Here is a 25,432-nt window from a genome sequence, read left to right as displayed (position 1 = left end):
GGGCGGCCAGCCCGCCGGCGGGCGGGGCATCGTGGGCGCGGTCTGAGCTGGCTGCGCCGTCGCGTGTCAGTGTGCTCATGGTGAATGTCCTTTGAATCATGAAAAAAAGGGGGCGTCTGAACCGGGCAGTGCTCCGCCCTGCCCACCGCTGCGGGCAGCGGGGCCATCGAAAGAGGGAAACGAAAAATGGGGGAGCCCGGCCGGGCCGCGGCACCCCACCGCTGCGGATGTGCGGGCGGGCGGGGCCCGTCAGACGCTACATCGCACCTGCGAGAAATGCACCGGCGCGAACCGCGTGGCCTGGGCAGGGAACGGGCGCAGCGTCTCGGTCACGAGCACGTTGACCGCATCGTCCAGCCGCGTGGCGATGTCGTCGTTCAGGTGGTAGGCGCCCTCGGGCGTCAGCGTGACCTGCGCATCGGTGGCATAGATGCCCGGCAGGATGCTCTTGGCACCCAGCGACTGCAGCACGGGGCGCAGCGCGTAGTCCAGCGCCAGCATGTGGTGCGGGCTGCCGCCGGTGGCCAGGGGCAGCACGATCTTGCCCTTGAGCGCCGTCTGCGGCAGCAGGTCCAGGAACACCTTGAGCACGCCGCTGTAGGCCGCCTTGTAAACCGGCGTGGCCACCACCAGCACGCTGGCCTGGGCCACCTGGTCCACGGCGCCCACCACGGTGGGATGGCCGAAGTCGGCCAGCAGCAAGGCCTGGGGCGACAGGTCACGGATATGGATGCGGTCCACCAGCGCGCCGCGCACCGACAGGCGCTGGGCGACAGCGTCCAGCAGGGCGGCGGAGCGGGAACGCTCGGAGGGGCTGCCGGCGATGAGAAGAGCGGACATGAAATGTGTTTCCAGAGGGCGTGACTTGGCCAGCGCCACCGTGGATCCGGCTTCGCCGGGCCACGGGTGGCGCCCCTTGAGGGGAGGCGGCCGAAGGCCGCTTCGGGGTGAGCCTATTTTTTGGTGTAGATCTGGTCGAAGCTGGCGTTGTCGGCAAAGTGGTCCTTGGCCGCCTTGTCCCAGCCACCGAACGCGTCGTTGATGGTGAACAGGTTCAGCTTGGGGAACTGCTTGGCGTACTTGGCCTTGGCCTTGTCGGACACGGCGGGGCGGTAGAAGTGCTTGCCGGCGATGTCCTGGCCTTCTTCGGTGTAGAGGTACTGCAGGTAGGCCTCGGCCACGGCGCGCGTGCCCTTCTTGTCCACGTTCTTGTCCACCACCGTCACGGCGGGCTCGGCCAGGATGGAGATCGAGGGCGCGATCACGTCGAACTTGGTGCCGAATTCCTTTTCCAGCAGGTAGGCCTCGTTCTCCCAGGCGATCAGCACGTCGCCCTGGTTACGCTGGGCGAAGGTGATGGTGGAGCCGCGCGCGCCGGTGTCCAGCACGGGCACGTTGCCGTACAGCTTGGCCACGAAGTCTTTCGCCTTGGCATCGCTGCCCCCGTTCTTGCGCTTGGCGAACTCCCAGGCGGCCAGATAGTTCCAGCGGGCGCCGCCCGAGGTCTTGGGGTTGGGCGTGATCACGCTGATGCCGGGCTTGACGAGGTCATCCCAGTCCTTGATGCCCTTGGGGTTGCCCTGACGGACCACCAGCACGATGGTGGAGGTGTAGGGCGAGCTGTTGTGGGGCAGGCGCTTTTGCCAGTCCTTGGGGATCCAGCCGCCGTTGGCGTGCAACGCGTCGGTGTCGCCGGCCAGCGCCAGGGTGGCCACGTCGGCCTCCAGCCCGTCGATGATGGAGCGCGCCTGCTTGCCCGAGCCGCCGTGGCTTTGCTTGACGGTCACGTCCTGGCCGGTCTTGGCTTTCCAGTGCTTGGCGAACGCCTGGTTGAAGTCCACGTACAGCTCGCGCGTCGGGTCGTACGACACATTGAGCAGCGTCACAGACTGTGCAAACGACGGCAATGCCGCCAGGGCCAAACTCCCCGCCAGGGCGGCGGCGAAGGGAAACTTGATAAAGTCGCGGCGAAAGTTCATAGGGAGCCTCTTTTTTTCGAATGCAAAACGGTGCAACTCACCGATGAAACGCATTCTGGAAGACCCTCTTCAAAACTGGAACTACTGAGATTTCAGTTCTTTATATCCAAATCATCTGAGCAGCCCTTTGCGCTGCGGCAGACTCCACCCATCAACAAGGAACCCCATGGCACGCACCGTTCAATGCATCAAGCTCGGCAAGGAAGCAGAGGGCCTCGACTTTCCGCCCTACCCCGGCGAGCTGGGCAAACGCATCTGGGAAAACGTGAGCAAGGAAGCCTGGGCAGGCTGGCTCAAGCACCAGACCATGCTGGTCAATGAAAACCGCCTCAATCTGGCCGACGCGCGTGCCCGCCAGTACCTGGCTCGCCAGATGGAAAACCATTTCTTTGGCGGTGGCGCAGACGCCGCGGCGGGATATGTCCCGCCCAGCGCGCAATGAAGCGCAGCGAAATGCAGCGCTGCAAAAAGTGGTTTCGCCAAAACCACTTTTTCGGCGGTGGTGCGGATGCCGCAGCGGGCTACGTCCCACCGAGCGCATGAGCCTCCATGTCAGTTTTCCGTAGCATTGCCGACCACCCGCAGCCCATGAAACTGGCGCTGCCCGGACGAGGTAGCCGCGGAACTGGATTTGCCAGGCCGCTGGCTGCGGACCCCTCCCACGCGAAGCGTGAGAGAGGGGGACGGCTCGAAGCGACTCAGGGGGTGCGTCATCTCCGAGCCTGTTGACTGGCTGCCGGACGGCACCCCCTACAGCCCCCGTTTTGGTGACCGCTACCACAGTGAAAATGGCGGCCTGGACCAGGCCCGCCGCGTTTTCCTGCAGGGCTGCGGCCTGCCTGGCGCCTGGGCGGGGCAGCCGCAATGGCGCATTCTGGAAACGGGGTTCGGCTTCGGGCTGAACTTCCTGGTGACCTGGGCCGCCTGGCGGGCTGACCCCGCACGCCCCACCCTGCTGCACTTCGTGTCGACCGAGGCCTGGCCCGTGAGCGCGGCCGACCTGCTGCGCGCCACCACGGCCCACCCCGAGCTGGCCCCCTTGGCGCAGGAGCTTCATCGCCAATGGTGGGGCCTGCTGCCCGGGGTGCACCGGCTGCGGTTCGACGGAGGCCGGGTGCTGCTCACACTGTGTGTGGGCGATACACAGACCGTGCTGCGCCAGCAGCAGCTGACGGTGGATTCCATCTACCTCGACGGTTTCAGCCCGCAGCGCAACCCCGGGATCTGGGACCTGCACACCCTGAAGGCCGTGGCACGCTGCTGCCGGCGCGGCACCCGCCTGTCCACCTGGACCATCGCGCGCGCGGTGCGCGACGCGCTCACCCAGTGCGGCTTCGCGGTGGCCCGTGTCCCGGGCGTGCCGCCCAAGCGCGACAACCTGCACGCCCAGTACGCCCCCCACTGGGAGCCGCGCACCGCCCCCCGCGCACAGCCCGAACCCGCGCTGCCCGGCGATTGCATCGTGATCGGCGGGGGCATCGCCGGCGCGGCCAGCGCGGCCAGCCTGGCGCGCCGGGGCTGGCGGGTGCGGGTGCTGGACAGCGCCGCCGAACCCGCCGCCGGGGCCTCGGGCCTGCCGGCGGGGGTGTTCGCGCCCCATGTGTCGCCGGACGACAGCGTGCTGTCGCGCCTGTCGCGCAGCGGCGTGCGCACCACCCTGCAGCAAGCCCGATGGCTGCTGCGCGAAGGCACCGACTGGTTGGCCTGCGGCGTGCTGGAACACCGCACCGACGGCACCCCCGGGCTGGCCGCCAGCTGGGGCCAGGGGCCCGGCGTGGACTGGAGCGAGCCGGCCCCGCCGGCAACGCTGGCCGCCGCGGGCCTGGGCCGCGAAACCACCGCGTGCTGGCACAGCCAGGGGGGCTGGATACGCCCCGCGCGCATGGCGGCCGCCCTGCTCGCGCAACCCGGCATCCACTGGCAGGGACACTGCGAGGTGGCCCGCCTGCGGCGTGTGGGGGCCGCCGCCGCGGCGCCCGTCTGGCAGGCGCTGGACGCCCGGGGCCAGGTGCTCGCCCAGGCGCCCACCGTCGTCATTGCCGCGGGCGCGGGCAGTGCGATGCTGCTGGAACACCGATGGCCCCTGCAGCCCGTGCGCGGGCAGGTGTCCTGGGGCGAGCACCAGGCAGGCCCCGGGCCCGGGGTGCCTTTTCCCGTGAACGGCAACGGCAACCTGGTGCCCCGCTTTCCGCTGGGTGACGGCCCGTGCGGCCCGGCTGCGTGGGTGATGGGCTCCACCTTCGAGCGCGATGTGGATACCCTGCCTCCGTCCGGGGCCGACGTCCAGGCGGCCCACGCGGCCAACTGGGCCAAGCTCCAGGCGCTGCTGCCCCAAACGGCCCCGGTGCTGCGCGCGGCCTTTGCCGCCGCACCGCAGGCGGCAAAGGCTGCGCCCGGCCCCCTGCACGCCTGGGCCGCCGTGCGCTGCACCGCGCCCGACCGGCTGCCGATCGTGGGTCCCGTCGACGCCGAGGCGCTGCCCGGGCTCTGGGCCTGCACAGCGATGGGCGCGCGCGGGCTGACCCTGGCGCTTCTGTGCGGCGAACTGCTGGCCGCCCGCCTGCAGGGAGAACCCCTGCCCATCGACACGAAACTCGCCAAAGCGCTGGGCAGCGAACGTTTGTAGCGGGCCTGTAACAGCTTCGTGACCGGGAATCACGGCGGCTTACCCCGTGGAAACCCGCGCCAATCCTTGCTTATAAGCAAATAGGCATATTGGAAGGACGAAACAATAGTTTGCATCCATAAGCGAGCATCCTACATTCGCACCCTATGCATGAATTGGTGTTTGTCTTCGCAGGCTTTGCGGTCGGGTTCATCGTGGGCCTGACCGGGGTCGGCGGCGGCTCGCTGATGACCCCCGTGCTGATCTTTTTCTTCGGCGTGAAGCCCCACTTGGCCATCGGCACCGACCTGCTGTTTGCCGCATTCACCAAGATGGGCGGCACCGTGAGCATGGCGCGCCAGCGCCTGGTGCCCTGGCGCGTGGTGGCCCAGCTGTGCGCGGGCAGCATTCCGGCCGCGCTGCTGGCGCTGTGGGCGCTCAAGGTCCTGGGCCCCGCCAGTGCCCAGGCGCAGCGGATCATGACGACCACGCTCGGTTTCGCGCTGCTGTTGACAGCCGCGGCCACGCTGTACAAGGTGGTGGCCTTCTCGCGCCAGCGCCAGGCGGCCGACCATGCCAAGCGCCAGGCCAGCTCCGAGCAATCCACCCGCCCCCGCCACTGGAGCCTGCCCGTGCTGCTGGGCGCCGTGATCGGCACGCTGGTCACCTTCACCTCGGTGGGCGCGGGCGCCATCGGCGTCACGGTGCTGCTGCTGGTCTACCCCCTGCTACCGCTGCCCCGCGTGATCGGTGCCGACATCGCCTATGCCGTGCCATTGACCCTGGTGGCGGGTCTGGGCCATGCCACGCTGGGTTCGGTGGACTGGCCTTTGCTTGCACAATTGCTGGCTGGCTCGTTGCCGGGCATCTGGCTGGGCTCGCGCCTTGTCACCCGCACCCCCGAGCGCCTGATCCGCTCCGCGTTGTCCCTCCTGCTGGCCTGGGCAGGCGCCAAATTAATAATGATCTGATTGGTCCACGATGTATCAATACACACCCTTCGACAAGACGTTCGTCAAGCAGCGCGCCCGCCAGTTCCGCGACCAGCTCAACCGCTGGCAGGCTGGCAAACTGGCCGAGGACGACTTCCGCCCCCTGCGCCTGCAAAACGGCTGGTACGTGCAGCGCTACGCCCCCATGCTGCGCGTGGCCGTGCCCTACGGCGAGATCGCCAGCCGCCAGCTGCGCGTGCTGGCCACCATCGCCCGCGAGTACGACGAGCCCGAAGCGGCCGTGTTCAAGGCCGCCATGGAAGGCCAGGGCCTGCTGGGCACCACCTTCCTGCCCAAGAACTGCGCCCACTTCACCACGCGCACCAATGTGCAGTTCAACTGGATTCCGCTGTCCAAGAGCGCCGACGTGATGGACCTGCTGGCCACCGTGGACATGCACGGCATCCAGACCAGCGGCAACTGCATCCGCAACACCACCACCGACGCACTGGCCGGCGTGGCCGTGGATGAGATCGTGGACCCGCGCCCCTACGCGGAAATCATCCGCCAGTGGACCACGCTGCACCCGGAGTTCGCGTTCCTGCCGCGCAAGTTCAAGATCGCCATCAGCGGCGCCAAGGACGACCGCGCCGCCACCGGCTGGCACGACGTGGGCCTGCACCTCGTCAAGAACGAGGCGGGGGAGATCGGCTTCAAGGTCTTCGTGGGCGGCGGCATGGGCCGCACGCCGGTGATCGGCACGGTGATCCGCGAGTTCCTGCCCTGGAATCAGATCATGAATTACATCGAGGCCATCGTGCGCGTGTACAACGAGCACGGCCGCCGCGACAACAAGTACAAGGCCCGCATCAAGATCCTGGTCAAGTCCGAAGGCCAGCAGTACATCGACGATGTGGAAGAAGAGTACCGCCAGATCATGGAGATCGACGGCGGCCCGCACACCGTGCCCCAGGCCGAGTTCGACCGCGTGGCCGCCTGCTTTGTGCCACCCAAGCTGGCCGACATTGCCGACGTGGCCCCCGCAGCCTTGCAGGCGTCGCTGGACGCACAGGCGGCAGAGCATGTGATGTTTGGCCGCTGGCTCAAGCGCAACGTGCACGCGCACCAGAACCCGCAGCTGCGCGCCGTGACGCTGTCGTTCAAGCGCCCCGGCCAGTCGCCGGGCGACGCGACCAGCGAGCAGCTGATCGCCGTGGCCGACCTGGTGGACAAATATTCCGCCGGCGAAGCCCGCGTGACGCACGACCAGAACGTGGTGCTGCCCTGGGTGCATGCCAGCCGCCTGTTCGAGCTGTGGCAAGAGGCCAAGGCCCTGGGCCTGGCCAGCGCCAACGTGCAGCTGCTCACCGACATGATCGCCTGCCCCGGCGGCGACTTCTGCGCGCTGGCCAACGCCCGCTCGCTGCCGATCGCCGAGGCCATCACCCAGCGCTACCAGGACCTGGACGAGCTCGACGACATCGGCGAGATCGACCTGCACATCAGCGGCTGCATCAACAGCTGCGGCCACCACCACAGCGGCCACATCGGCATCCTGGGCGTCGACAAGGACGGCAAGGAGTGGTACCAGGTCACGCTCGGCGGCTCCGACGGCTCCGACCTGTCGGGCGCCGCCGTGGCCGGCAAGGTGATCGGCCCTTCGTTCTCGGCCGCCGAAGTGCCCGACGTGATCGAAGCCGTGCTCACCACCTACCGCAGCCTGCGCGAAAGCGGCGAGAGCTTTCAGAATACCGTGCGCCGCACCGGCCTGGACCCCTTCAAGGAAGCCGCCAAGACTGCCCGCCACCCCGCCAAGGAAGAGCTGGCCACGGCCTGATCGCCAGCCGCCACGCCCTGATAAGACCCATGAAAATTCTTGCCTCCCAAGACCACCAGCCGCCCGCAGAGGGCGATGCCCGCGCCGTGGCGCTGGCCAACGATGCCGATGCACTGGCCCTGCCGCTCGACGGCGTCGAGCGCGTGGACCTGCATTTCCCCAGCTTCACCGATGGCCGCGCGTTCAGCCAGGCCTTCTTGCTGCGCCGCCGCCGCGGCTTTGCGGGCGACATCCGCGCCACGGGCGACGTGCTGATCGACCAGCTGGTGCAGATGCAGCGCACGGGCTTTTCGTCGGCCGTGCTGCGCGATGGCGTGGACCCGGCCGATGCGCAGCGCCAGTTCGAGATGTTCCCCGGCTTCTACCAGGGCGACGCGGTGCACCCGCAGCCTCTCTTTGCCGACAAGGCTGCCGCCTGAGCCAGACCCGCAGCGCTGGTACGCACACCCACGAGCACCCCACCATGAGCCAATTCGATCTCGCACGCGTCAATGCCGACCTGGGCCGCAACGCCGAAGGCCTCGTCGCCTGGGCACTGGGCCTGGGCCAGAGCCCCATCGTCACCACCAACTTCCGCCCGTTCGAGGCGGTGATCCTGCACATGGTGTCCGCAGTGAACCCCGATGTGCCGGTGGTCTGGATGGACAACGGCTACAACACCGAAGCCACCTACCGCTTTGCCGACGAGGTGACCCAGCAGCTGGGCCTGAACCTCAAGATCTACCTGCCGCGCCGCTCGCGCGCGCACCGCGAGGCCGTGGAGGGCGCAACGCCTGCCCTGGACGACCCCCGCCACGCCGCGTTCACCGAAGAAGTGAAGCTCGAGCCCTTCGCCCGCGCCTTGCGCGAGACCGCGCCCAAGGTCTGGTTCACCGCGCTGCGCGCCACCGACACCGCCGTGCGCGCACAGATGGACCCGGTGAGCATCAACCCCGACGGCCTGATCAAGGTGGCGCCGCTGCTGCACTGGTCGTCCAAGGATCTGCACGAATACTGCGTCCAGCACGGCCTGCCCAACAACTTCGATTATGTGGACCCGACCAAGGGCGAAGAGAACCGCGAGTGCGGCCTGCACATCGCGCATTGACCTTGAAAATGACTCCCCCTGAGCCGCTTCGCGTCTTCCCCCTCACTCGCTGCGCGGGAGGGGGACGCGCCCGGTGGCCCGGCAAAGCCGGTTCCACGGGTGCACTTGTCTCGAGTGCGCCAGTGGCATGCGCCGCAGCCTTTGAACTGATGACCGAGAGCACCCGACCATGAACGCACGCACCGACTCAGCGCTGCTTGAGAAAAAGACCAACAACATGAGCCACCACCTGAACAATTCGCACCTCGACGCCCTGGAAGAGGAAACCATCTTCATCCTGCGCGAGGTCGCCGCCGCCTTCGAGCGCCCCACCCTGCTGTTCTCGGGCGGCAAGGATTCGCTGGTCATGCTCAAGTGCGCCGAAAAAGCGTTTGGCACCAAGGCCAGCGGCGGCGGCATTCCCTACCCGCTGCTCATGATCGACACGGGCCACAACTTCCCCGAGGTCACGGACTTCCGCGACTTCCGCGCCAAGGAGCTGGGCGCCGAACTCATCGTGCGCAGCGTCGAGGACTCGATGGCGCGCGGCACCGTGCGCCTGGCCCACCCCGGCGAATCGCGCAACGTGCACCAGTCGGTCACGCTGCTCGAAGCGATCGAGGAATTCCGCTTCGACGCGCTCATCGGCGGCGCCCGCCGCGACGAGGAAAAGGCCCGCGCCAAGGAGCGCATCTTCTCGCACCGCGACAGCTTCGGCCAGTGGCAGCCCAAGGCCCAGCGCCCCGAGCTGTGGACCCTGTTCAACACCCGCCTGCAGCCCGGCGAACACTTCCGCGTGTTCCCCATCAGCAACTGGACCGAACTCGACGTGTGGCAGTACATCGACCGCGAGAGCATCGCGCTGCCCAGCATCTACTACACGCACAAGCGACAGGTGGTGGACCGCAAGGGCCTCCTGATGCCGGTGACCGAGCTGACCCCGCCGCGCGAGGGCGAGACGGTGCAGACGCGCGACGTGCGTTTTCGCACGGTGGGCGACATCACCTGCACCGCACCGGTGGAGAGCACGGCGGCCACGGCCGCCGACATCGTGATCGAGACCCTGGCCGCCGACGTGAGCGAGCGCGGCGCGACGCGCATGGATGACAAGACCAGCGACGCCTCGATGGAAAAGCGCAAGAAAGACGGGTACTTCTGATGACCACTATGAATTCGATAGCTACTAGCGCTTATGCATCAAGCGCTGGCGGCCAAAATGACCACATTTCCGCCCTGAAGTTCATCACCTGCGGCTCGGTGGACGATGGCAAGAGCACATTGATCGGCCGCCTGCTGGTGGACAGCAAGGCCGTGCTGCAGGACCACCTTGCCGGCGTACAGCGCCAGGGCGAAACCGACCTGGCCCTGCTCACCGACGGCCTCAGCGCGGAGCGCGAGCAAGGCATCACCATCGACGTGGCCTACCGCTACTTCGCCACCGAAGAGCGCAAGTTCATCATCGGCGACGCGCCCGGCCACGAGCAGTACACCCGCAACATGGTCACGGCCGCCAGCAGCGCCGACGCGGCCGTGGTGCTGGTCGATGCCACCAAGCTCGACTGGAAGAACGCCGACCTCGCCCTGCTGCCGCAAACCCGCCGCCACAGCCTGCTGGCCCACCTGCTGCGCGTGCATTCGCTGGTGTTCGCCGTGAACAAGCTCGACGCGGTGGAAGACCCAGCGCTCGCCTGGAAGCACATCCAGGGCGCGCTGGCGGCGTTTGCCCAGGCCGCCGGCATCGCCGTGCGTGCGACGGTGCCCGTGTCGGCGCTCAAGGGCTGGAACGTGGTGGACGCCCACGCGGGCTGGTGCGGCTACGAGGGCCCCACGCTGCTGCAGGTGCTCGAAGCCCTGCCCAACACGCCCCCCGACACGGCGCTGCCCCTGGCCTTCCCGGTGCAGTGGGTCGAGAAGTTCTCGTCCTCGTCCGACACATCCCAAGGCCGCCGCGTGTTCTGGGGCCGTGTGGCCTCGGGCAATGTCACCCCCGGCACGCCGGTGCAGATCTTCCCCAGCGGCCAGCTGGCCACCGTGGCCCAGGTGCTGGACCATGCCCGCCGCCCCACCGACGTGCCCGCTGGCACCAGCGCCGGTTTCATCCTCGACCGCGAGGTGGACGTCTCGCGCGGCGACTGGATTCTGGCCGCGCCCGCGGCCACCACCGCCCCCGCCGAGGACGACTTCGACACGCCGGCCAGCGTGCCCGCATGGCCCGCCAGCCGCGAGCTGCGCACCACCGTGGCCTGGATGGATGACGAACCCCTGGTCGCCGGCCGCGTGTACTGGGCGCTGCACGGCCACCGCTGGGTCAAGGCCAAGGTCAAGGCCGTGGTGCACAAGCTCAACATCCACACGCTGGCCGAGGAAGCCGCCACGCAGCTCGACCCCAACGCCATCGGCCATGTGGACCTGCTGCTGCAGGAGGCGATTCCCGCCGCAGCCTTCGGCAAGGCCCGGGTGCTCGGATCGCTGATCCTGGTGGACACCGCGAGCCACAAAACCGCTGGCGCCGTGCTGGTCAACTGATCCAGATCAGCGCCACCCCCCAAGTCACCCCATCCGGGGAAGGGGCCCTGTAACCAAAGGTCGGTGAAAGCTTCTAAAATTGAGGGTTTTCACCGACCCACACAACCTTTGTCATGACCCACGTCGTCTCCGAAAACTGCATCAAGTGCAAGTACACCGATTGTGTGGACGTGTGCCCCGTGGACTGCTTCCGCGAAGGCCCGAACATGCTCGTCATCGATCCCGACGAGTGCATCGACTGCGCCGTCTGCATCCCTGAGTGCCCGGCCAACGCCATCTTTGCCGAAGAAGACCTGCCGGCCGACCAGATCGCCTTCATCAAGCTCAATGCCGACCTGGCCTTCGCCGACGGCTGGAAGAGCATCACCAAGCGCAAGCCCGCGCTGCCCGACGCCGACGAGTGGAACGGCAAGCCGGGCAAGGTCAACGAACTGGTCAAGTGACCCCCCTGAGTCGCTTCGCGCCATCCCTCAAGGGGGACGCCACCAGTGGCCTGGCAAAGCCAGTTCCACGGTGGCACAGGTCTTTGGCAGCGCCAGTTTCGGGCGCTGCGCGCGTGGCTTGAGCATGATTCAAGAAACCGACGCCGTCGTCATCGGTGCGGGTCCCGTGGGCCTGTTCCAGGTCTTCCAGCTGGGCCTGCAAGGCATCACCGCCCACCTGATCGACGCCCTGCCCCATGCGGGTGGCCAGTGCGTCGAGCTGTACGGCGACAAACCCATCTACGACATCCCGGGCATCCCGGTGTGCACCGGGCGCGAGCTGGCCGGTTTGCTGCTTCAGCAGATTGCGCCGTTCAAGACCCAGTGGCACCTGGGCACGCTGGTCTCCGCACTCACCGTGCAGGCCGATGGGCGCCTGCTGGTCGAAACCTCGCAAGGTGCGCAGCTGCTGGCCGGCAGCGTGTTCATTGCCGCAGGCGTGGGCGCCTTTGTGCCGCGCACGCTCAAGGTGGACGGCATCGAGCGCTTTGTGGGCACCCAGGTCCACTACCAGAACCTGCCCTCCACGGCCCACGTGGCCGGGCGCCATGTGGTCGTGCACGGCGGCGACGAGCCCGCCGTGGCCCGCGCCGTGGAACTGGCCGAACAAGGCCAGGCCGCCCGCGTCAGCCTGCTGCACCGCCGCGATGTGTTCCAGGCCCCGGATGCCCTGTTGCAGCGCCTGCAGCAACTGCGCGATGCGGGCCGCATCCACGTCGAGGCTGCACAGATCACCGGCATTGAAACCGCTGGCGACCAGCTGACCGCCTTGCAGGTGGTGGACGCCGATGGCAGCACCCGCGCCCTGGCGCTGGACCTGCTGGTTGCCGTGCTGGGCATTTCGCCCCGCCTCGGGCCCATTGCCGACTGGGGCCTGGCCATGGACCGCAAACAGCTGCTGGTGGACACTGAGGCCTTCCGCACCAGCGTGCCCGGCGTCTACGCCGTGGGCGACATCAACACCTACCCCGGCAAGCGCAAGCTGATCCTGTGCGGTTTTCATGAAGCGACGCTCGCAGCCTTTGGCGCGGCCGAGGCGCTCAAGGGCGGCAAGGTGGCGCTGCAATACACCACCACGAGCCCACGGCTGCACCAGCTGCTGGGTGTGGCGCCGGCCTCTGCGCCTGCCGCCAGCACGTAGTCCAGGCGGATCAGGGCACCACCATGCCGTGCCCGAACGGCGCGCCCACAAATAAGCACAAAATGTCCAAAAGGCGCGCAAGCGCCCGGCACGATGGCGTCTCCCGTCAACACCATCAGGAGCACACCATGAGCCAACAACCCCTTCAATCCATCTGGGACACCTACACCGCGTCGTGGAAGACCGACTCGGCCGCGGATCGCACAGCCCTTTTTGCCCAGTCCCTCGACCCCGCCTGCACCTACAACGACCCACTGGCCACCGCCCAGGGCTGGGACCAATTGACGGCCTACATGGACAACTTTCACAGTCAGGTCCCCGGCGGGCATTTCGTGACCCACTATTTCGCCAGCCACAACCAGCAGAGCATCGCCAAATGGAACATGGTGGATGGCAGCGGACAGGTGATCGGGGAAGGCGTGAGCTACGGCCGGTACAACGATCAGAACCGGCTCGTGGCCATGACCGGTTTCTTTGAAACCCCGTGAACGGACGCCAACGTGCTTTATCTGCGGCAAATCCAGGAGGGCATCGATTTCATCGAGGCCCATCTCGAATCCGACATCCAGCTTTCCGAGGTGGCGCGGGCCGCGGGGATGAGCCAGTGGCACTTCCAGCGGATCTTCAAGGCGCTGACCAACGAAACCCTGAAGACCTACATCCGCTCGCGCCGGTTCTCGCGGGCGCTGGAGCAGTTGACCAGCACGCGGCTGAGCGTGCTCGACATTGCGCTGGCGTCCGGGTACGAGACGCAGGAAAGCTTCACGCGCGCGTTCCGGGATTGCTTTCGGCTCACGCCGTCGCAGTACCGCAAGATGGGCAACCGCTCGCTGTTCGTGCGCAAGATCCGGTTTGACGAAAGCTACCTCGCGCACATTCACCACAACATCTCCCTGGCACCCGACATAAAGGAGCAGCCCGCCATGCAGCTGGTCGGGCTGCCCACGGACTACTACGGCATCGATTCCGAAAAGAACAACCTGGGCCAGAAGCTGCCGCCCCTGTGGGCGAAATTCCTGCCCCGGCTGGGAGAGATTGCGAACACCGTGCCCGGGGTCTGCTATGGCGTCGTGGCACCGGCGGGGCCCCACACGGAAGCGCTGCGCTACCTGGCCTGCATCGAGGTGAAGGGCCCCGGCGCCTTGCCATCGGGCATGGTGGCCATGGAAATCCCCGCATCGACCTATGCGCGCTTCACCCACCGGGGCCCTGCGCAGAATGTCGATGCGACGGTGAACTACATCTACTCGAGCTGGCTGCTGTCGGCGGGCCCATCGCACACCCTGGGGCCGGATCTGGAAATCTACGGTGCCCAGTACCACCCGACGTCCGGCGACTCGGTGATGCACTACGCGATCCCCATCGCCCACCCCGCGCCCTGAGCGCCCCACTACAATGGCCCCGCGTTCCTTCTGGAACGCCCACGCTAGGGGTGTCGGGACCGGGCCACCGGAACCGACTGAGAGAGTCCCTTTGAACCTGATTGAGATCATCCTCGCGCAGGGAAGCACGTCCGCCTCGGCACAGCCCAGAATGAAATGACTTTGGGGCGCGCTGGCGGGCCGCCCCTGCTCTGTACTGCCACGGAGCCTGCCATGTCCTCATCCCCCGCCGCGCCCGCCACCAACGAAGCGCTGGCCCCCGTCTCCCCCGACCGCCGCGTCTTCCAGTGGCACGACCACGCCTCGCTCTGGTTCAGCCTGGGCGTGGGCCTGCTGGTCATGCAGGTGGGCGCCTACCTGATGCCCGCGCTGGGCACGCAAGAGGCGCTGATCGCCATCGTCTGCGGCTCCATCGTGGGCGCGGGCCTGCTGGGCTGGGTGGCCAAGCTGGGCTGCGACAGCGGCCTGGCCAGCGCCGGGCTGATGCATGCCGTCTACGGCCGCACGTTCGCCAGCCTGCCGATCATCCTGAACATCGTGCAGCTGGTCGGCTGGGGCACGTTCGAGCTGGTGGTGATGCGCGACGCCACGGTGGCCATCGGCCAGCAGTCCGGCACCATGGCCGGCGCGCATTGGCCCGTGCTGGCCACGCTGCTGTGGGGCGGCGTGGTGATGCTGCTCATCAGCGGATCGATGGTGCAGCTGGTGCGCAAGGTGATCGCGCGCGTGGCGCTGCCGCTGGTGGTGCTGTCGCTGCTGTGGCTGTCGTGGCAGTTCCTGTCGCTGGCGCAGGCCCAGGGTTTTGAAGCGCTGTGGACGCGCAAGGGCGAAGGCGGCATGGGCGTGCTGCCCGCGCTGGACCTGGTGATCGCCATGCCCATCTCGTGGCTGCCGCTGGTGGCCGACTATGCGCGCCACGGCAAGAACGGCGGCTCCGCATTGCGCGGCACGTGGCTCGGCTATGCGCTGGCCAACATGTGGTGCTACACGCTCGGTGTGCTGGTGGCGCTGACGCTGCCCAGCAAGGATCTGGTGCAGGCCCTGTTGCTGGCCCAGGGCGGGCTGATCGCGCTGTCGCTGATCCTGATCGACGAGGTGGACAACGCCTATGGCGACACGTATTCGGGCGCGGTGTCGGCCCACAGCCTGCTGCCACGCTGGGGCGTGCGCAAGTGGGGCCTGGCCATGGCTGTGGTGTGTACCGGCCTCGCGCTGGTGCTGCCCATGCACAGCCTGGAGCCATTTTTGCTGCTGCTCAGCTCGGTGTTCGTGCCGCTGTTTGGCGTGATCCTGGGGCGGCTGGCCTTTGGCGCCAACGCACCCGCGCTGCTCGCTGCGGCACGCCGGGTGAATGCGGCCCCGGTGGCGATCTGGCTGGTGGGGATTGCCGTCTACCACCTGGCCCCGCAGGTGGTGCCGGGCGCGGGCTCGGCGCTGCCGGCGTTGGCGTTCAGTTTTGTGCTGGCCTGGGCCACACGGCCACGGGTGCGTTGAACCGCTATTGAATTGTGAGCATATAGCGCTTACTGGATAAGCGCCAGAGGCCAAAAACAATCAAACCTTTAAAGCACCAGCTGCGCCACGGGCGCATGGCCGTGGTTGAGCGGGCCATGGCCACGGCCGGTGGTCACATCGGCCCCTGCCGCGATGGCGCCCAGAATGTAGGCGCGCGCGCGCTCCACCGCCTGCTGCAAGGGCAGGCCCCGCGCCAGGTGTGCCGCGATGGCCGATGACAGGGTGCAGCCCGTGCCATGCCCGTTGTGCGTGGCAATGCGTGCGGACTCCAGCCGCTGCCGCACGCCGCCGCGTGTGGCCAGGACATCCACCACCCAGTCTCCGGGCAGGTGGCCGCCCTTGAGCAGCGCCGCCGGGGCGCCCAGGGCCAGCAGCCCGTCCACCGCAGCTGCCAGCGCATCCACGCCCTCGATCGTGCGCCCCAGCAGCCAGCCGGCCTCGTCCAGGTTGGGGGTGATCACCTCGGCCAGCGGAAACAGCTCCTGCACCAGCACGTTCACGGTTTCCGCGGCGATGAGCCGGTCGCCGCTGGTGGCCACCATCACCGGGTCGAGCACCACGTGCGGCAGCTGGTAGGTGCGGATGGCATCGGCCACCACGCGCACCACTTCGGGCGAATGCAGCATGCCGATCTTGACCGCGTCCACGCCGATGTCCTGCACCACGGCGTCGATCTGGGCCTTGAGCATCTCGGGCGGAATGCCGTGGATGCCCGTGACGCCGCAGGTGTTCTGGGCCGTGATGGCGGTGATGGCCGTCATGCCGTAGCAGCCCAGGGCGCTGAAGGTCTTGAGGTCGGCCTGGATGCCCGCCCCGCCGCCGCTGTCGGAACCGGCGATGGAAAGCACGCGCACATAGCGGCGTGCTGCGGAGGTCGGGGGAATCAATGAAGTCATGGCAAAAATTATGGCCTATGCGTTAGCGCAAAAAGAGCTGCCGCGGGTTGTGCTGTAATTGATTTTTCCGGACGAAACAGGGGTGTCCCGCGGCCGAGAACTGAACAGGTTCTTGGGTGCGCGACTGAGAAATACCCTGGGGCACCACAGAACACTGCGCACCGCGCGGCGCGTACTGGCCCCGCTACCCGATCCAGGTCATGCTGGCGTGGGGAGTTTCCAAGAGCGGCCCTGCCCCCGTTTTGTCCATGGTTGCCAGCCAACACACAGACAGACAGACGGACTTATGCCACTTCAACCCTCTTCTTTTGCCATTCTGGGCGCGGGCCTCATGGGCCGATTGCTGGCGGTGGAGCTGGCCCGCCAGGGGCACCGTGTGGACATCTATGACGCGGGCAGCCCGGCCGCCGAGCATTCGGCCGCGACCGTGGCCGCCGCCATGCTGGCGCCGCTGGCCGAATCGGCCATCACCGAGCCCGGCGTGGTGCGCATGGGCCACCATGCCCTCACCCGCTGGCCGCAGCTGCTGGCGGCGCTGGCCGAGCCCGTGTTCTTCCAGCAGGCCGGCACGCTCATCGTGTGGCACCGGCAGGACGCGGCCGAAGCCCAGCGGCTCACGCGCCAGCTGGAGGCCAACCAGCACACGGTGCCCGAGCTGCCCGCCCTGCAAAAGCTCGACGGCGCCGCGCTGGCCCAGGCAGAGCCCACGCTGGCACAGCGCTTTGCGCAGGGCCTGTACCTGCCCGGTGAAGGCCAGCTCGACAACCGGCAGCTGCTGGCTGCCCTGGTGGTGGAAATGCAGCGGCTGTCCGTGCGCGCGCACTGGCACGCGCCCCGGTCGCCCGAGGCCTTTGCGCCCGGCGCCCCCGGCCAGCCCGACTGGGTGCTGGACTGCCGCGGCCTCGGTGCCAGGGCCCAATGGCCCGCGTTGCGGGGTGTGCGGGGCGAGGTGGTGCGCATCCACGCACCGGATGTCACGCTGCAGCGCCCCACGCGGCTGGTGCACCCGCGCTACCCGATCTACATCGCGCCCAAACAAGACCATCTGTTCGTGATCGGCGCGACCGAGATCGAATCGGACGACGTCTCGCCCGCCAGCGTGCGATCGACGCTGGAACTGCTCTCCGCCGCCTACGCCGTGCACCCCGGCTTCGCGGAAGGCCGCATCCTGGAGCTGGCCACGCAGTGCCGCCCCACGCTGCCCGACAACCTGCCCGCCATCCGCCAGCCGCGCCGGGGCGTGCTGGAGATCAATGGCCTGTACCGCCACGGCTTCATGATCGCGCCGGCGATGCTGGATGTGACGCTGGAAGTGCTGAACGCGGGACAATCGCAGCTTTCGCAACGTTTTGACCTCGCGCTGGACCTGAAACCCGCCTCCCAGTCCAGCGCGGCCGCTGCCTTCGCATGAACATCTCCATCAACCAGATCCCGCATGAACTGCCCGAAGGGGCCACCGTGGCCGATGCCGTGGCCGCCATCGCGGCACGCCCTCCGTTTGCGGTGGCCGTGAACACCCACTTTGTGCCCAACACCCGCTACGCCGCGCAGGCCCTGCAGCCCGGCGACCGCGTGGAAATCATCTCGCCCGTGACGGGGGGCTGACCCCCGACCTTCTTTCTTGAGACAAATTGGCCCTTGGCGCTTTCCCACAAGGCGCGAGCAGCTATTAAAAAGATAGTAAATACATGACCACCTCGACGCCCCAAGACCCCCTGGTGCTGTACGGCCAGCAGTTCGCCAGCCGCCTGCTGCTGGGCACCTCGCGCTACCCATCCCCTGCGGTGCTCGAAGCCGCCGTGCTGCGCGCGCAGCCCGCCATGGTCACCGCGTCATTGCGCCGCCAGGGCAGCAACCCGGCCGAAAGCGGCAGCAGCTTCTGGGAGCTGCTGCGCAAGCTCAACGTGCCCGTGCTGCCCAACACCGCCGGCTGCCACAGCGCGCAAGAGGCCATCACCACCGCGCAGATGGCGCGCGAGGTGTTCAACACACCGTGGATCAAGCTGGAGCTGATCGGCGACGACTACACGCTGCAGCCCGACACGCTGAACCTGGTGGGCGTGGCGGAACACCTCATCAAGGAAGGTTTTCAGGTGCTGCCGTACTGCACGGAAGACCTGGTGCTGTGCCAGCGGCTCGTCGATGTGGGCTGCCAGGCCGTCATGCCCTGGGCAGCGCCCATCGGCACCGGGCGTGGCCCCGTGAACCCCTATGCACTGCAGACGCTGCGCGAGCGCCTCGACGTGCCCATGCTCGTGGATGCGGGCCTGGGCCTGCCGTCGCATGCCTGCCAGGTGATGGAATGGGGCTATGACGGCGTGCTGCTGAACACCGCCGTGGCCCTGGCGCAGGACCCGGTGGCCATGGCGGGCGCGTTCGCCGACGCCGTGAATGCCGGGCGTGCCGCGCGCAAGGCCGGTGCCATGGCGGCGCAAGAGGCCGCCCAGCCCAGCACCCCCGTGCTCGGCACCCCCTTCTGGCACCATGAACAACATGCGTGACGACACCAGCGCCATGGTGCAGGCCCTTCTTGCGCACCACGCCCCCACCTTCGCGGGCTTTGGCGCCGAGCCTGTCCCGGAGCCCACGCGGCAGGAACCCGCCTACCTGGCAGCCCTGCAGGCCTGCAGCACGCTGGGCTTCATTGCCCACGACGCGGAATGCCTGGCCCAGGCCTGGCTGGCGCAGAGCCTGCGCACGGGCGCCTTCCAGCCAGCCCAGTGGCCCGACGAGCCACAGGACTTTGGCCTGGTGCCCCGGCCGCGCGCCGATGCGTTCGCCCCTTGCCCGGAAAGGCTGGGCCTGTACGCCGTGCTGCCGGATGCCGGCTGGGTGGGCCGCATGGCCCGCGCGGGCGTGCCCACGGTGCAACTGCGCTTCAAATCCGCTGACGAGCACGCGATTGCGCAGGAGGTCCACGCCGCCGTGCAGGCGGTCGAGGGCACGGGCGCCCTGCTGTTCATCAATGACCATTGGCGCGTGGCCATCCAGGCGGGCGCCTACGGCATCCACCTGGGCCAGGAAGACCTGGATGCACTGGCCCCCGACGAGCTTCGGGCGCTGCGCGCTTCGGGCCTGCGCCTGGGGGTCAGCACCCATGGCTACGCGGAAATGGTGCGCGCAGATGCCGTGGGGCCCAGCTACATTGCCATGGGTGCCGTGTTTCCCACCACCCTCAAGAAGATGGCCACCGCGCCACAGGGCGTGGGCCGGCTGGGTGCCTATGCGCGCCTGCTGCGCCACTACCCCCAGGTGGCCATTGGCGGCATCGGGGCGGAGCAGTTTGCCCAGGTGCGCGCCACGGGCGTGGGGTCCATCGCCGTCGTGCGGGCCATCGTCAATGCCTCCGACCCCGAAGCCGCGGCCGCGCAGCTCATGCGCGGGATGGTGGAGTAAGGCCAGGCCCGCGGGGGCCGGAGGGCGCGCCGCCGCGGCCTAGCTGCGGTCGGCCTTCTTCTGCTCCAGCTCCAGCCGCAGCTCCACCAGGTCGTTGTCCATGCCGAAGCCCACCGCCTGGCCCGAGGACGGTGGCGCGGTCGCGGGCACGGGCGGCAAATCGCTGAGCGTCAGGTGGGGCGGCTCCGAGAGATCGAGGTCCAGCGGCGCACCCCGGGTGTCAGCGTCGGGCATGGAAGGCGCGATGGCCGCCAGTTCCTGCGGCGGCCATCCTGTGGCCGAAGGCATTTCGCCCAGATCGAACTCCAGGCTCGCGGACAGCGAATCCAGCGGCAGGCCGCCCCCCGCTGTGCTTGCCGGCGCCACGGGCGGCGCTGCCAGCACCTGCGCGTCGACACGCGGCTCGGCCAGTGGCGTGGTGCGCTTGCGGGGCGCAGGCGCGCCCCGGGCGCTTGCCGGGGTGGTCTGCGCGATGGCCAGCAGCAGCAGCAGGTCGTCGTAGGCCGCCAGATCAAACGGCTCCACCGACACCGCGCCGTCCTGCCGGAACAGCAATTTCTCCAGCAGCCCGAGCACGGACGGAGAGGTCCATTCGGCCTCGATCTCCGCCAGCGCATCGGTGTAGTGATAGAGCATGCGGCCGGTGCGGTGGAAGCCGGTAAATTCGGGCACCTGCGCATTGAACGAGCGCATGAACTGGGCGCGCAGTTGCGAGAACTCCTCCACCCGGCTCAGCGTGTGATAAAGCCGCAGAAGCTCCAGATACGCCAGGGGCGAGGTATCGCCCCGCTCGGCGATGTGCTTCTTGAGCACCTCGATGGCCTGCTGGTGCTCCCCCACCGAAATGAAGAACTCGGCCTGCTGCTGAATGTCGAAGAGCTCTTCGGGGCTGACGATGTGCAGCACGGGCTGGGGCGGCGCTGCAGCGGGGCGCGGGCTGGCCGGCAGCGGCGCGGGCGCACTCGGCACGGGGGCGGTGGCCACGAAGGCGGGCCCGGGCGCCGCGGTTGCGGTGGAAGCCACTGCCGCCGCTTCGGAAGCCGGGGACTCGCCGGACGACAGCCAGGCATCGCCCGGATGGGGCGCAAGGCCCAGGGCGGCTTCGTGCGCGGCCATTGCATCGCGCCCGCCCAGCGCCGCCACGGAATCGCGCCACGCGCGCACCGCCTTGTCGGAGGCGCTGCGCAAGCGCGTCCATGTCCACGCCGCGAGCAGCAATGCCAGCAACAGCAAGCCGCCCAGCACATACACCACCGTGGCCGGGAATCTGTCGTTCTCGGCCAGTTCCAGCTGCTGCTGCAACTGCGCCGCGCTAGCCCGGTCGCGGGCCGCCTGCGCACGCAGCGTGGCCACATCGTTCTCCAGCGCCTTGAGCCGGCCGCTGTCCTGGCGGGCATCATCCGGCTGGGCATTCAGCGCCTTCCACACGGCGGCGGCCTCGGTGCGCTGCGCGGAGGCTTGCTCCGAAGGAAGGGCCAGCAGCCCGGGCGATGAACGCAATGCCACCGGCCGGTCCACCCAGATATCGAGCGGCTCGACCACGAGCCGGGCCTGGTCCGCAGGCCTTGCCACCTGCGCCGTGCCCTTGGCCGGGGGCAACGCGGCGCTGGCCGGGGGCCGTGCCGTGCCGCGCGCTGGCTGCCGTGCGGGCGCACTGCGGGAAACGGGCTCCGCCGCGCCGGCAGGAGGCGGTGCCGTGGCGGGCCGGATCGCGGAAGGCGATGGTGCAGAAGGTGCCGCCGCGGGTGCTGCCGGCCTGGCCGCTCGCTGGCCCGCCGCGCCCGGGGACGCACCGGGGGCCTCCGTGCCACCTTCGGGGAAAGAAGGCAGCCGCGCGACATCGATCGGCGCCGCCGACCGGGCCATCGTGACGGGAAGTTCCGCAAGAAAAGTGTAGGTGCGCGTGACCTTGCCCGTGCATCCCGCCGACAAGGTGACCAGCAACACAGGCTCATCCACCGCGATGGCCGCCTGCACCCGCACGGCCGGTGAACGCCCGCGCATGTCGGGCAGGGGCACGACACGCACCCTGGCATCGCCAACCGGCGTATCCCCCGCCTTCAGCTGCGCCGTCACACAGGAAGAGGCCACGTCCGTGCCTGGATCGGGCTGCACATCGAACGACAGATCCACCGGTGCACCCAACACCACCGTGCCTCTGCTGCCTCCCAGCGAAAGTGCCGAGGCGCCCGCAGCAACCACCCACAGACCGGTCCCAAAAATGGTGTTACGGATTTTCACAATAAATTCTGTTTTTGGCGCAGCCCATTCTTGCACATAAGTCCCACGCAACGCCACAGCCATAATGGCGCTATGAAAATTCAGTTTCCCAACATCGCAATCGTGGGCACCGGCGCCATGGGTCGGGGCATTGCACAGATCGCCGCGCAGGCCGGCAGCCAGGTTTTTCTGCTCGACGCAACCCCAGGCGCCGCCCAGGCCGCCCAGGCGGCGCTCCAAGACCAATGGAGCAAGCTGGTCGCCAAAGGGCGCATTGATGCCGATCAAGCCACGGCCCTCGCTGCGCGGCTGCACCCGGTGCAGGCAGTGGCCGATCTGGCCGCGTGTGACCTGGTGATCGAAGCCATCGTCGAGCGGCTGGATGTGAAGCAGAAGCTGTTTGCCGAACTGGAGTCCGTGGTGCGCAGCGATGCCGTGCTGGCCACCAACACCTCGTCCCTGTCCGTGACCGCGATTGGGGCGGCGCTCCAGCGCCCGCAGCGGCTGGCGGGTTTTCACTTCTTCAATCCGGTGCCGTTGATGAAGGTTGTCGAGGTCATCGCGGGCCTCAAGACCGACCCCGCGATTTGCACCGCCCTGGCGGCCTATGCCAAAGAGATGGGCCACACCCCCGTTCAGGCGCAGGACACCCCGGGTTTCATCGTGAACCACGCGGGGCGCGGCTTCGGCACGGAGGCCCTGCGCATCGTGGGCGAAGGCGTGGCCGACTTCGCCACCATCGACCGCATCCTGCGCGATCAGGTGGGTTTCAAGCTCGGCCCGTTCGAGCTGATGGACCTCACCGCGCTGGACGTGTCGCACCCGGTGATGGAATCCATCTACCGCCAGTACTACGACGAGCCGCGTTTTCGCCCCAGCGTGATCACCGCGCAGCGCCTGGCCGGCGGCGTGGTGGGCAAGAAGGTGGGAGAAGGTTTTTACCGCTACGTGGAGGGCGTGGCGCAAATCCCCGCAGAGGCACCGCCCCCGGTGGTGACCGACCTTCCCCCGGTATGGGTGTCGCCCCGCGCGGCACGGCGCGCCGAGCTGTACCAGCTGCTGAAGGACCTGGGCGCCACCATCGAAACCGGCCCATCGCCCTCGCCCCAGGCCATCACGCTCGTCGCGCCGCTGGGCTTTGACGTGACCACCGTCGCCGTGGTCGAGCGCCTGGACCCGGCCCGCACCATCGGCATCGACATGCTGATCGACGATGCCGCCACCAGGCGCCGCGTGCTGGCGACCAACCCGGCCACGCGCGTGGACATCCGCAACGCGGCGCATGCGCTGTTCGCCCGCGACGGCAAGGCGGTGAGCGTGATCCGCGACAGCGGCGGCTTCGTCACGCAGCGCGTGGTGGCCACCATCGTGAACATCGCCAGCGACATCTGCCAGCAAGGCATCTGCTCTCCCAAGGACCTAGAAACCGCCGTCACGCTGGGCCTGGGCTATCCGCTGGGGCCTTTGGCCATGGGCGACCGCTGGGGTCCCACCAACATCCTGGAAGTGCTGTTCAACATGCAGACCGTCTATGGCGACACCCGCTACCGCCCCAGCCCCTGGCTGCGCCGGCGCGGCGCGATCGGCCTGAGCCTCACGCATGTGGAGGAATGAATGAATGAAGACTCCTTGCGGGGCGCGGCGGCCGCTGGCGCCGGCCGCGCGCACCGCACGGGCCCTGCTTCCAGACCGACTGCACACCCCCACGTGAACCGTCCGCAGCCCTTCACAAGGTAACCCACGCACATGCCCGCAGAACTCCAGAGCACCAGCCAGGGCCAGACCCTGATCCTGACCCTTCGCAATCCCGAACGGCGCAATGCCATCGACCCTGCGATGTACGCGGCGGGCGTGGAGGCGCTGGGCGTGGCCGAAAGCAGCCCCGACATCCGCAGCGTGGTCATCACGGGCGCGGACGGCATGTTCTGTTCGGGAGGCAACCTGCAGCGCCTGCTGGCCAACCGCCAGCAGGACCCGGAGGTGCAGGCCCAGAGCATCGAGGGGCTGCACAACTGGATCGAGACCATCCGCACCTATCCCAAGCCCGTGATCGCCGCGGTGGAGGGGGCCGCCGCCGGTGCCGGCTTCTCGCTGGCGCTGGCCTGCGACTTCATCGTGTCCGCGCGCAATGCCGTGTTCGTGATGGCCTACAGCAACGTGGCCCTGTCCCCGGACGGCGGCGCGAGCTGGAGCCTGGTGCATGCCCTGCCCCGCCAGGTGGCCACGGAGATCCTGATGTGTGGTGACCGGATTGGCGCCGAGCGCCTGCACGCGCTGGGCGTGGTCAACCGCCTTGCCGAAACTGGGGGCGCACTCGATGCCGCGCTCGCCCTGGCCGAGCAGCTCAATGCGCGTGCGCCGAATGCGCTGGCCAGCATCAAGGAGCTGATCAATGAAGCACCCCATGCAAGCCTCACCCACCACCTGGGCCAGGAGCGCAATCATTTCGTGACCAACCTGCACCATGCCAACGGCGGCGTGGGCATCACCGCGTTCCTTGAAAAGCGTGTGCCCCGCTACGAATAGCCCCGCACGCTGCCGGCGGTGACCGCACGCCGACGGCCACCACCATCCACGATGAAGCCCCTGGGATGCCGCCAAGCACCCAGGGGCTTTTGCATGGCGGGCCTGCTGCAGACACGCAGGTGACAACCCTGACGCTGCGCGAAGGTCCCTGACGCGACAATGGGCCTGTTTCCAGTCACACAAAAGACAGACCATGGACGACCCGATTCTTACTATCGAAGAACGTGAAGCGATCAACTCAGGTCGCTGGTTTTCTTCCCTCTCACCTTCACTACGCCACGACATCCTGCGATGTGCATACGTCAAACGCTTCAAGGACGGCGGCCTCATCGCCGCGCGCGGCGACCCGCCCGAGGAGTGGATTGCGTGCGCGCGCGGCGCGGTGCGGGTGAGCTCCACCTCCATCTCGGGCAAGCAGATCACGCTGACCTATGTGGAGCCGGGCATCTGGTTCGGCGACGTGGCGATCTTCGACGGGGACCGGCGCACGCACGATGCCTATGCGCACGGCGACACCACGATCCTGTGCGTGGCCAAGGCCGACTTCAGGAAGATCCTCGCGGCGCATACCGAGTTCTACGAAGCCATGCTGCGCCTGCATGCGCGGCGCATCCGCCAGCTCTACGGCCTGGTGGAAGACCTCAACACCCTGCCGCTGCGCGCGCGGCTGGCCAAGCAGCTCGTGCACCTGGTGCGCAGCTACGGCATTCCCAGCCTGTCGGACGGCAGCGAGATGCGTATCGGCCTGCAGCTGGCGCAGGAAGAACTGGCGCAACTGCTGGGCGCATCGCGCCAGCGGGTGAACCAGGAGCTCAAGGCCATGGAGCGCGAGGACGCCATCCGCATCGAGCCGGGCGGCCTGGTGGTGCGCGATCGCGACGCCCTCATGCGCATTGCTGAAACCGACAACTGACTGACCGAACCCTCGC

General features: G+C 68.1%; 24 protein-coding genes and 1 riboswitch. Of the genes, 20 read left to right on the top strand and 4 right to left on the bottom strand.

What is annotated here, in order from left to right; translation table 11 throughout:
• Positions 1-249 precede the first annotated feature (249 nt).
• Together ssuE and AC07OC_RS01220 are read right to left on the bottom strand one after the other, a co-directional pair.
• Positions 250-840: an NADPH-dependent FMN reductase gene (ssuE, locus tag AC07OC_RS01225; protein WP_218340996.1), complete on the bottom strand. Its 591-nt coding sequence runs from the start codon at positions 838-840 to the stop codon at positions 250-252.
• A gap of 113 nt (positions 841-953) precedes the next feature.
• Positions 954-1,979, bottom strand: a complete 1,026-nt coding sequence (locus AC07OC_RS01220) for a sulfate ABC transporter substrate-binding protein (RefSeq protein WP_255591450.1) — start codon at positions 1,977-1,979, stop codon at positions 954-956.
• A gap of 166 nt (positions 1,980-2,145) precedes the next feature.
• On the opposite strand from AC07OC_RS01220, the gene AC07OC_RS01215 reads away from it, so the two are divergent.
• From AC07OC_RS01215 to AC07OC_RS01155, 13 genes are all read left to right on the top strand, one after another.
• Positions 2,146-2,421, top strand: coding sequence for an oxidative damage protection protein (locus AC07OC_RS01215; RefSeq protein WP_218294608.1), 276 nt, complete (start codon positions 2,146-2,148; stop codon positions 2,419-2,421).
• 270 nt (positions 2,422-2,691) lie between these two features.
• A complete protein-coding gene (gene mnmC, locus AC07OC_RS01210) occupies positions 2,692-4,605 on the top strand; it encodes a bifunctional tRNA (5-methylaminomethyl-2-thiouridine)(34)-methyltransferase MnmC2/FAD-dependent 5-carboxymethylaminomethyl-2-thiouridine(34) oxidoreductase MnmC1 (RefSeq protein WP_494600451.1) in 1,914 nt (637 codons plus the stop codon).
• A gap of 146 nt (positions 4,606-4,751) precedes the next feature.
• On the top strand, positions 4,752-5,555 hold the full coding sequence (locus tag AC07OC_RS01205) for a sulfite exporter TauE/SafE family protein (protein ID WP_492804791.1): 804 nt from the start codon (positions 4,752-4,754) through the stop codon (positions 5,553-5,555).
• Positions 5,556-5,565: 10 nt separating this feature from the next.
• Positions 5,566-7,353 carry a nitrite/sulfite reductase gene (locus AC07OC_RS01200; protein WP_218340994.1) on the top strand — a complete coding sequence of 596 codons (1,788 nt, stop codon included), beginning with the start codon at positions 5,566-5,568 and terminating at the stop codon, positions 7,351-7,353.
• Positions 7,354-7,382: 29 nt separating this feature from the next.
• Positions 7,383-7,772, top strand: coding sequence for a DUF934 domain-containing protein (locus AC07OC_RS01195; protein WP_218294605.1), 390 nt, complete (start codon positions 7,383-7,385; stop codon positions 7,770-7,772).
• Positions 7,773-7,816: 44 nt separating this feature from the next.
• On the top strand, positions 7,817-8,440 hold the full coding sequence (locus AC07OC_RS01190; RefSeq protein ID WP_218340993.1) for a phosphoadenosine phosphosulfate reductase domain-containing protein: 624 nt from the start codon (positions 7,817-7,819) through the stop codon (positions 8,438-8,440).
• Positions 8,441-8,609: 169 nt separating this feature from the next.
• Positions 8,610-9,578, top strand: a complete 969-nt coding sequence (gene cysD, locus AC07OC_RS01185) for a sulfate adenylyltransferase subunit CysD (protein ID WP_218294603.1) — start codon at positions 8,610-8,612, stop codon at positions 9,576-9,578.
• The gene (locus tag AC07OC_RS01180; RefSeq protein WP_494600323.1) at positions 9,578-10,945 is read left to right on the top strand and encodes a sulfate adenylyltransferase subunit 1; all 1,368 of its coding nucleotides are present in this window, start codon (positions 9,578-9,580) and stop codon (positions 10,943-10,945) included. The genes cysD and AC07OC_RS01180 overlap by 1 nt, the downstream gene beginning before the upstream one ends.
• Positions 10,946-11,058: 113 nt before the next feature.
• Positions 11,059-11,388 (top strand): ferredoxin FdxA, encoded by a 330-nt coding sequence (gene fdxA, locus AC07OC_RS01175; RefSeq protein WP_055393870.1) that lies wholly within the window; start codon positions 11,059-11,061, stop codon positions 11,386-11,388.
• Between the two features lie 124 nt (positions 11,389-11,512).
• Complete coding sequence (locus AC07OC_RS01170; RefSeq protein WP_218340990.1) at positions 11,513-12,568, top strand: NAD(P)/FAD-dependent oxidoreductase; 1,056 nt, start codon at positions 11,513-11,515, stop codon at positions 12,566-12,568.
• A 128-nt stretch (positions 12,569-12,696) separates the two neighbouring features.
• The gene (locus AC07OC_RS01165) at positions 12,697-13,056 is read left to right on the top strand and encodes a nuclear transport factor 2 family protein (protein WP_218340989.1); all 360 of its coding nucleotides are present in this window, start codon (positions 12,697-12,699) and stop codon (positions 13,054-13,056) included.
• Positions 13,057-13,068: 12 nt separating this feature from the next.
• Entirely contained in the window at positions 13,069-13,950 is an 882-nt protein-coding gene (locus AC07OC_RS01160) for a helix-turn-helix domain-containing protein (RefSeq protein WP_218340988.1), read from the top strand.
• A 36-nt stretch (positions 13,951-13,986) separates the two neighbouring features.
• Positions 13,987-14,091, top strand: a riboswitch (TPP riboswitch).
• 72 nt (positions 14,092-14,163) lie between these two features.
• Complete coding sequence (locus AC07OC_RS01155) at positions 14,164-15,444, top strand: purine-cytosine permease family protein (protein WP_218340987.1); 1,281 nt, start codon at positions 14,164-14,166, stop codon at positions 15,442-15,444.
• 68 nt (positions 15,445-15,512) lie between these two features.
• Here AC07OC_RS01155 and thiD read toward each other — a convergent pair whose 3' ends face one another.
• A complete protein-coding gene (gene thiD, locus AC07OC_RS01150; RefSeq protein ID WP_218340986.1) occupies positions 15,513-16,361 on the bottom strand; it encodes a bifunctional hydroxymethylpyrimidine kinase/phosphomethylpyrimidine kinase in 849 nt (282 codons plus the stop codon).
• Between the two features lie 286 nt (positions 16,362-16,647).
• On the opposite strand from thiD, the gene AC07OC_RS01145 reads away from it, so the two are divergent.
• The 4 genes from AC07OC_RS01145 (at position 16,648) to thiE (ending at position 19,757) form a co-directional block, all read left to right on the top strand.
• A complete protein-coding gene (locus AC07OC_RS01145; protein WP_218294596.1) occupies positions 16,648-17,772 on the top strand; it encodes an FAD-dependent oxidoreductase in 1,125 nt (374 codons plus the stop codon).
• Positions 17,769-17,966, top strand: coding sequence for a sulfur carrier protein ThiS (gene thiS, locus AC07OC_RS01140; RefSeq protein ID WP_057272784.1), 198 nt, complete (start codon positions 17,769-17,771; stop codon positions 17,964-17,966). Before AC07OC_RS01145 ends, thiS begins: the two co-directional genes overlap by 4 nt.
• A gap of 83 nt (positions 17,967-18,049) precedes the next feature.
• Positions 18,050-18,862: a thiazole synthase gene (locus AC07OC_RS01135; protein ID WP_218294595.1), complete on the top strand. Its 813-nt coding sequence runs from the start codon at positions 18,050-18,052 to the stop codon at positions 18,860-18,862.
• Entirely contained in the window at positions 18,855-19,757 is a 903-nt protein-coding gene (thiE, locus tag AC07OC_RS01130) for a thiamine phosphate synthase (protein ID WP_218341167.1), read from the top strand. Before AC07OC_RS01135 ends, thiE begins: the two co-directional genes overlap by 8 nt.
• 39 nt (positions 19,758-19,796) lie before the next feature.
• On the opposite strand, the gene AC07OC_RS01125 is transcribed toward thiE, so the two are convergent.
• Positions 19,797-21,998 carry a hypothetical protein gene (locus AC07OC_RS01125; protein WP_370627840.1) on the bottom strand — a complete coding sequence of 734 codons (2,202 nt, stop codon included), beginning with the start codon at positions 21,996-21,998 and terminating at the stop codon, positions 19,797-19,799.
• 72 nt (positions 21,999-22,070) lie between these two features.
• On the opposite strand from AC07OC_RS01125, the gene AC07OC_RS01120 reads away from it, so the two are divergent.
• The 3 genes from AC07OC_RS01120 to AC07OC_RS01110 all read left to right on the top strand — a co-directional run bounded on the left by AC07OC_RS01120 (position 22,071) and on the right by AC07OC_RS01110 (position 25,416).
• Positions 22,071-23,591: a 3-hydroxyacyl-CoA dehydrogenase gene (locus AC07OC_RS01120; protein WP_218294593.1), complete on the top strand. Its 1,521-nt coding sequence runs from the start codon at positions 22,071-22,073 to the stop codon at positions 23,589-23,591.
• Between the two features lie 132 nt (positions 23,592-23,723).
• Entirely contained in the window at positions 23,724-24,503 is a 780-nt protein-coding gene (locus AC07OC_RS01115; protein ID WP_218340984.1) for an oxepin-CoA hydrolase, alternative type, read from the top strand.
• 193 nt (positions 24,504-24,696) lie between these two features.
• The gene (locus AC07OC_RS01110) at positions 24,697-25,416 is read left to right on the top strand and encodes a Crp/Fnr family transcriptional regulator (protein ID WP_218294591.1); all 720 of its coding nucleotides are present in this window, start codon (positions 24,697-24,699) and stop codon (positions 25,414-25,416) included.
• Positions 25,417-25,432 lie beyond the last annotated feature (16 nt).

The sequence above is a fragment of the Acidovorax sp. GW821-FHT10E04 genome, assembly GCF_059415185.1.
Note: the sequence above shows the minus strand (reverse complement) of the source record. Positions and strands in the feature narration are given on the sequence as shown.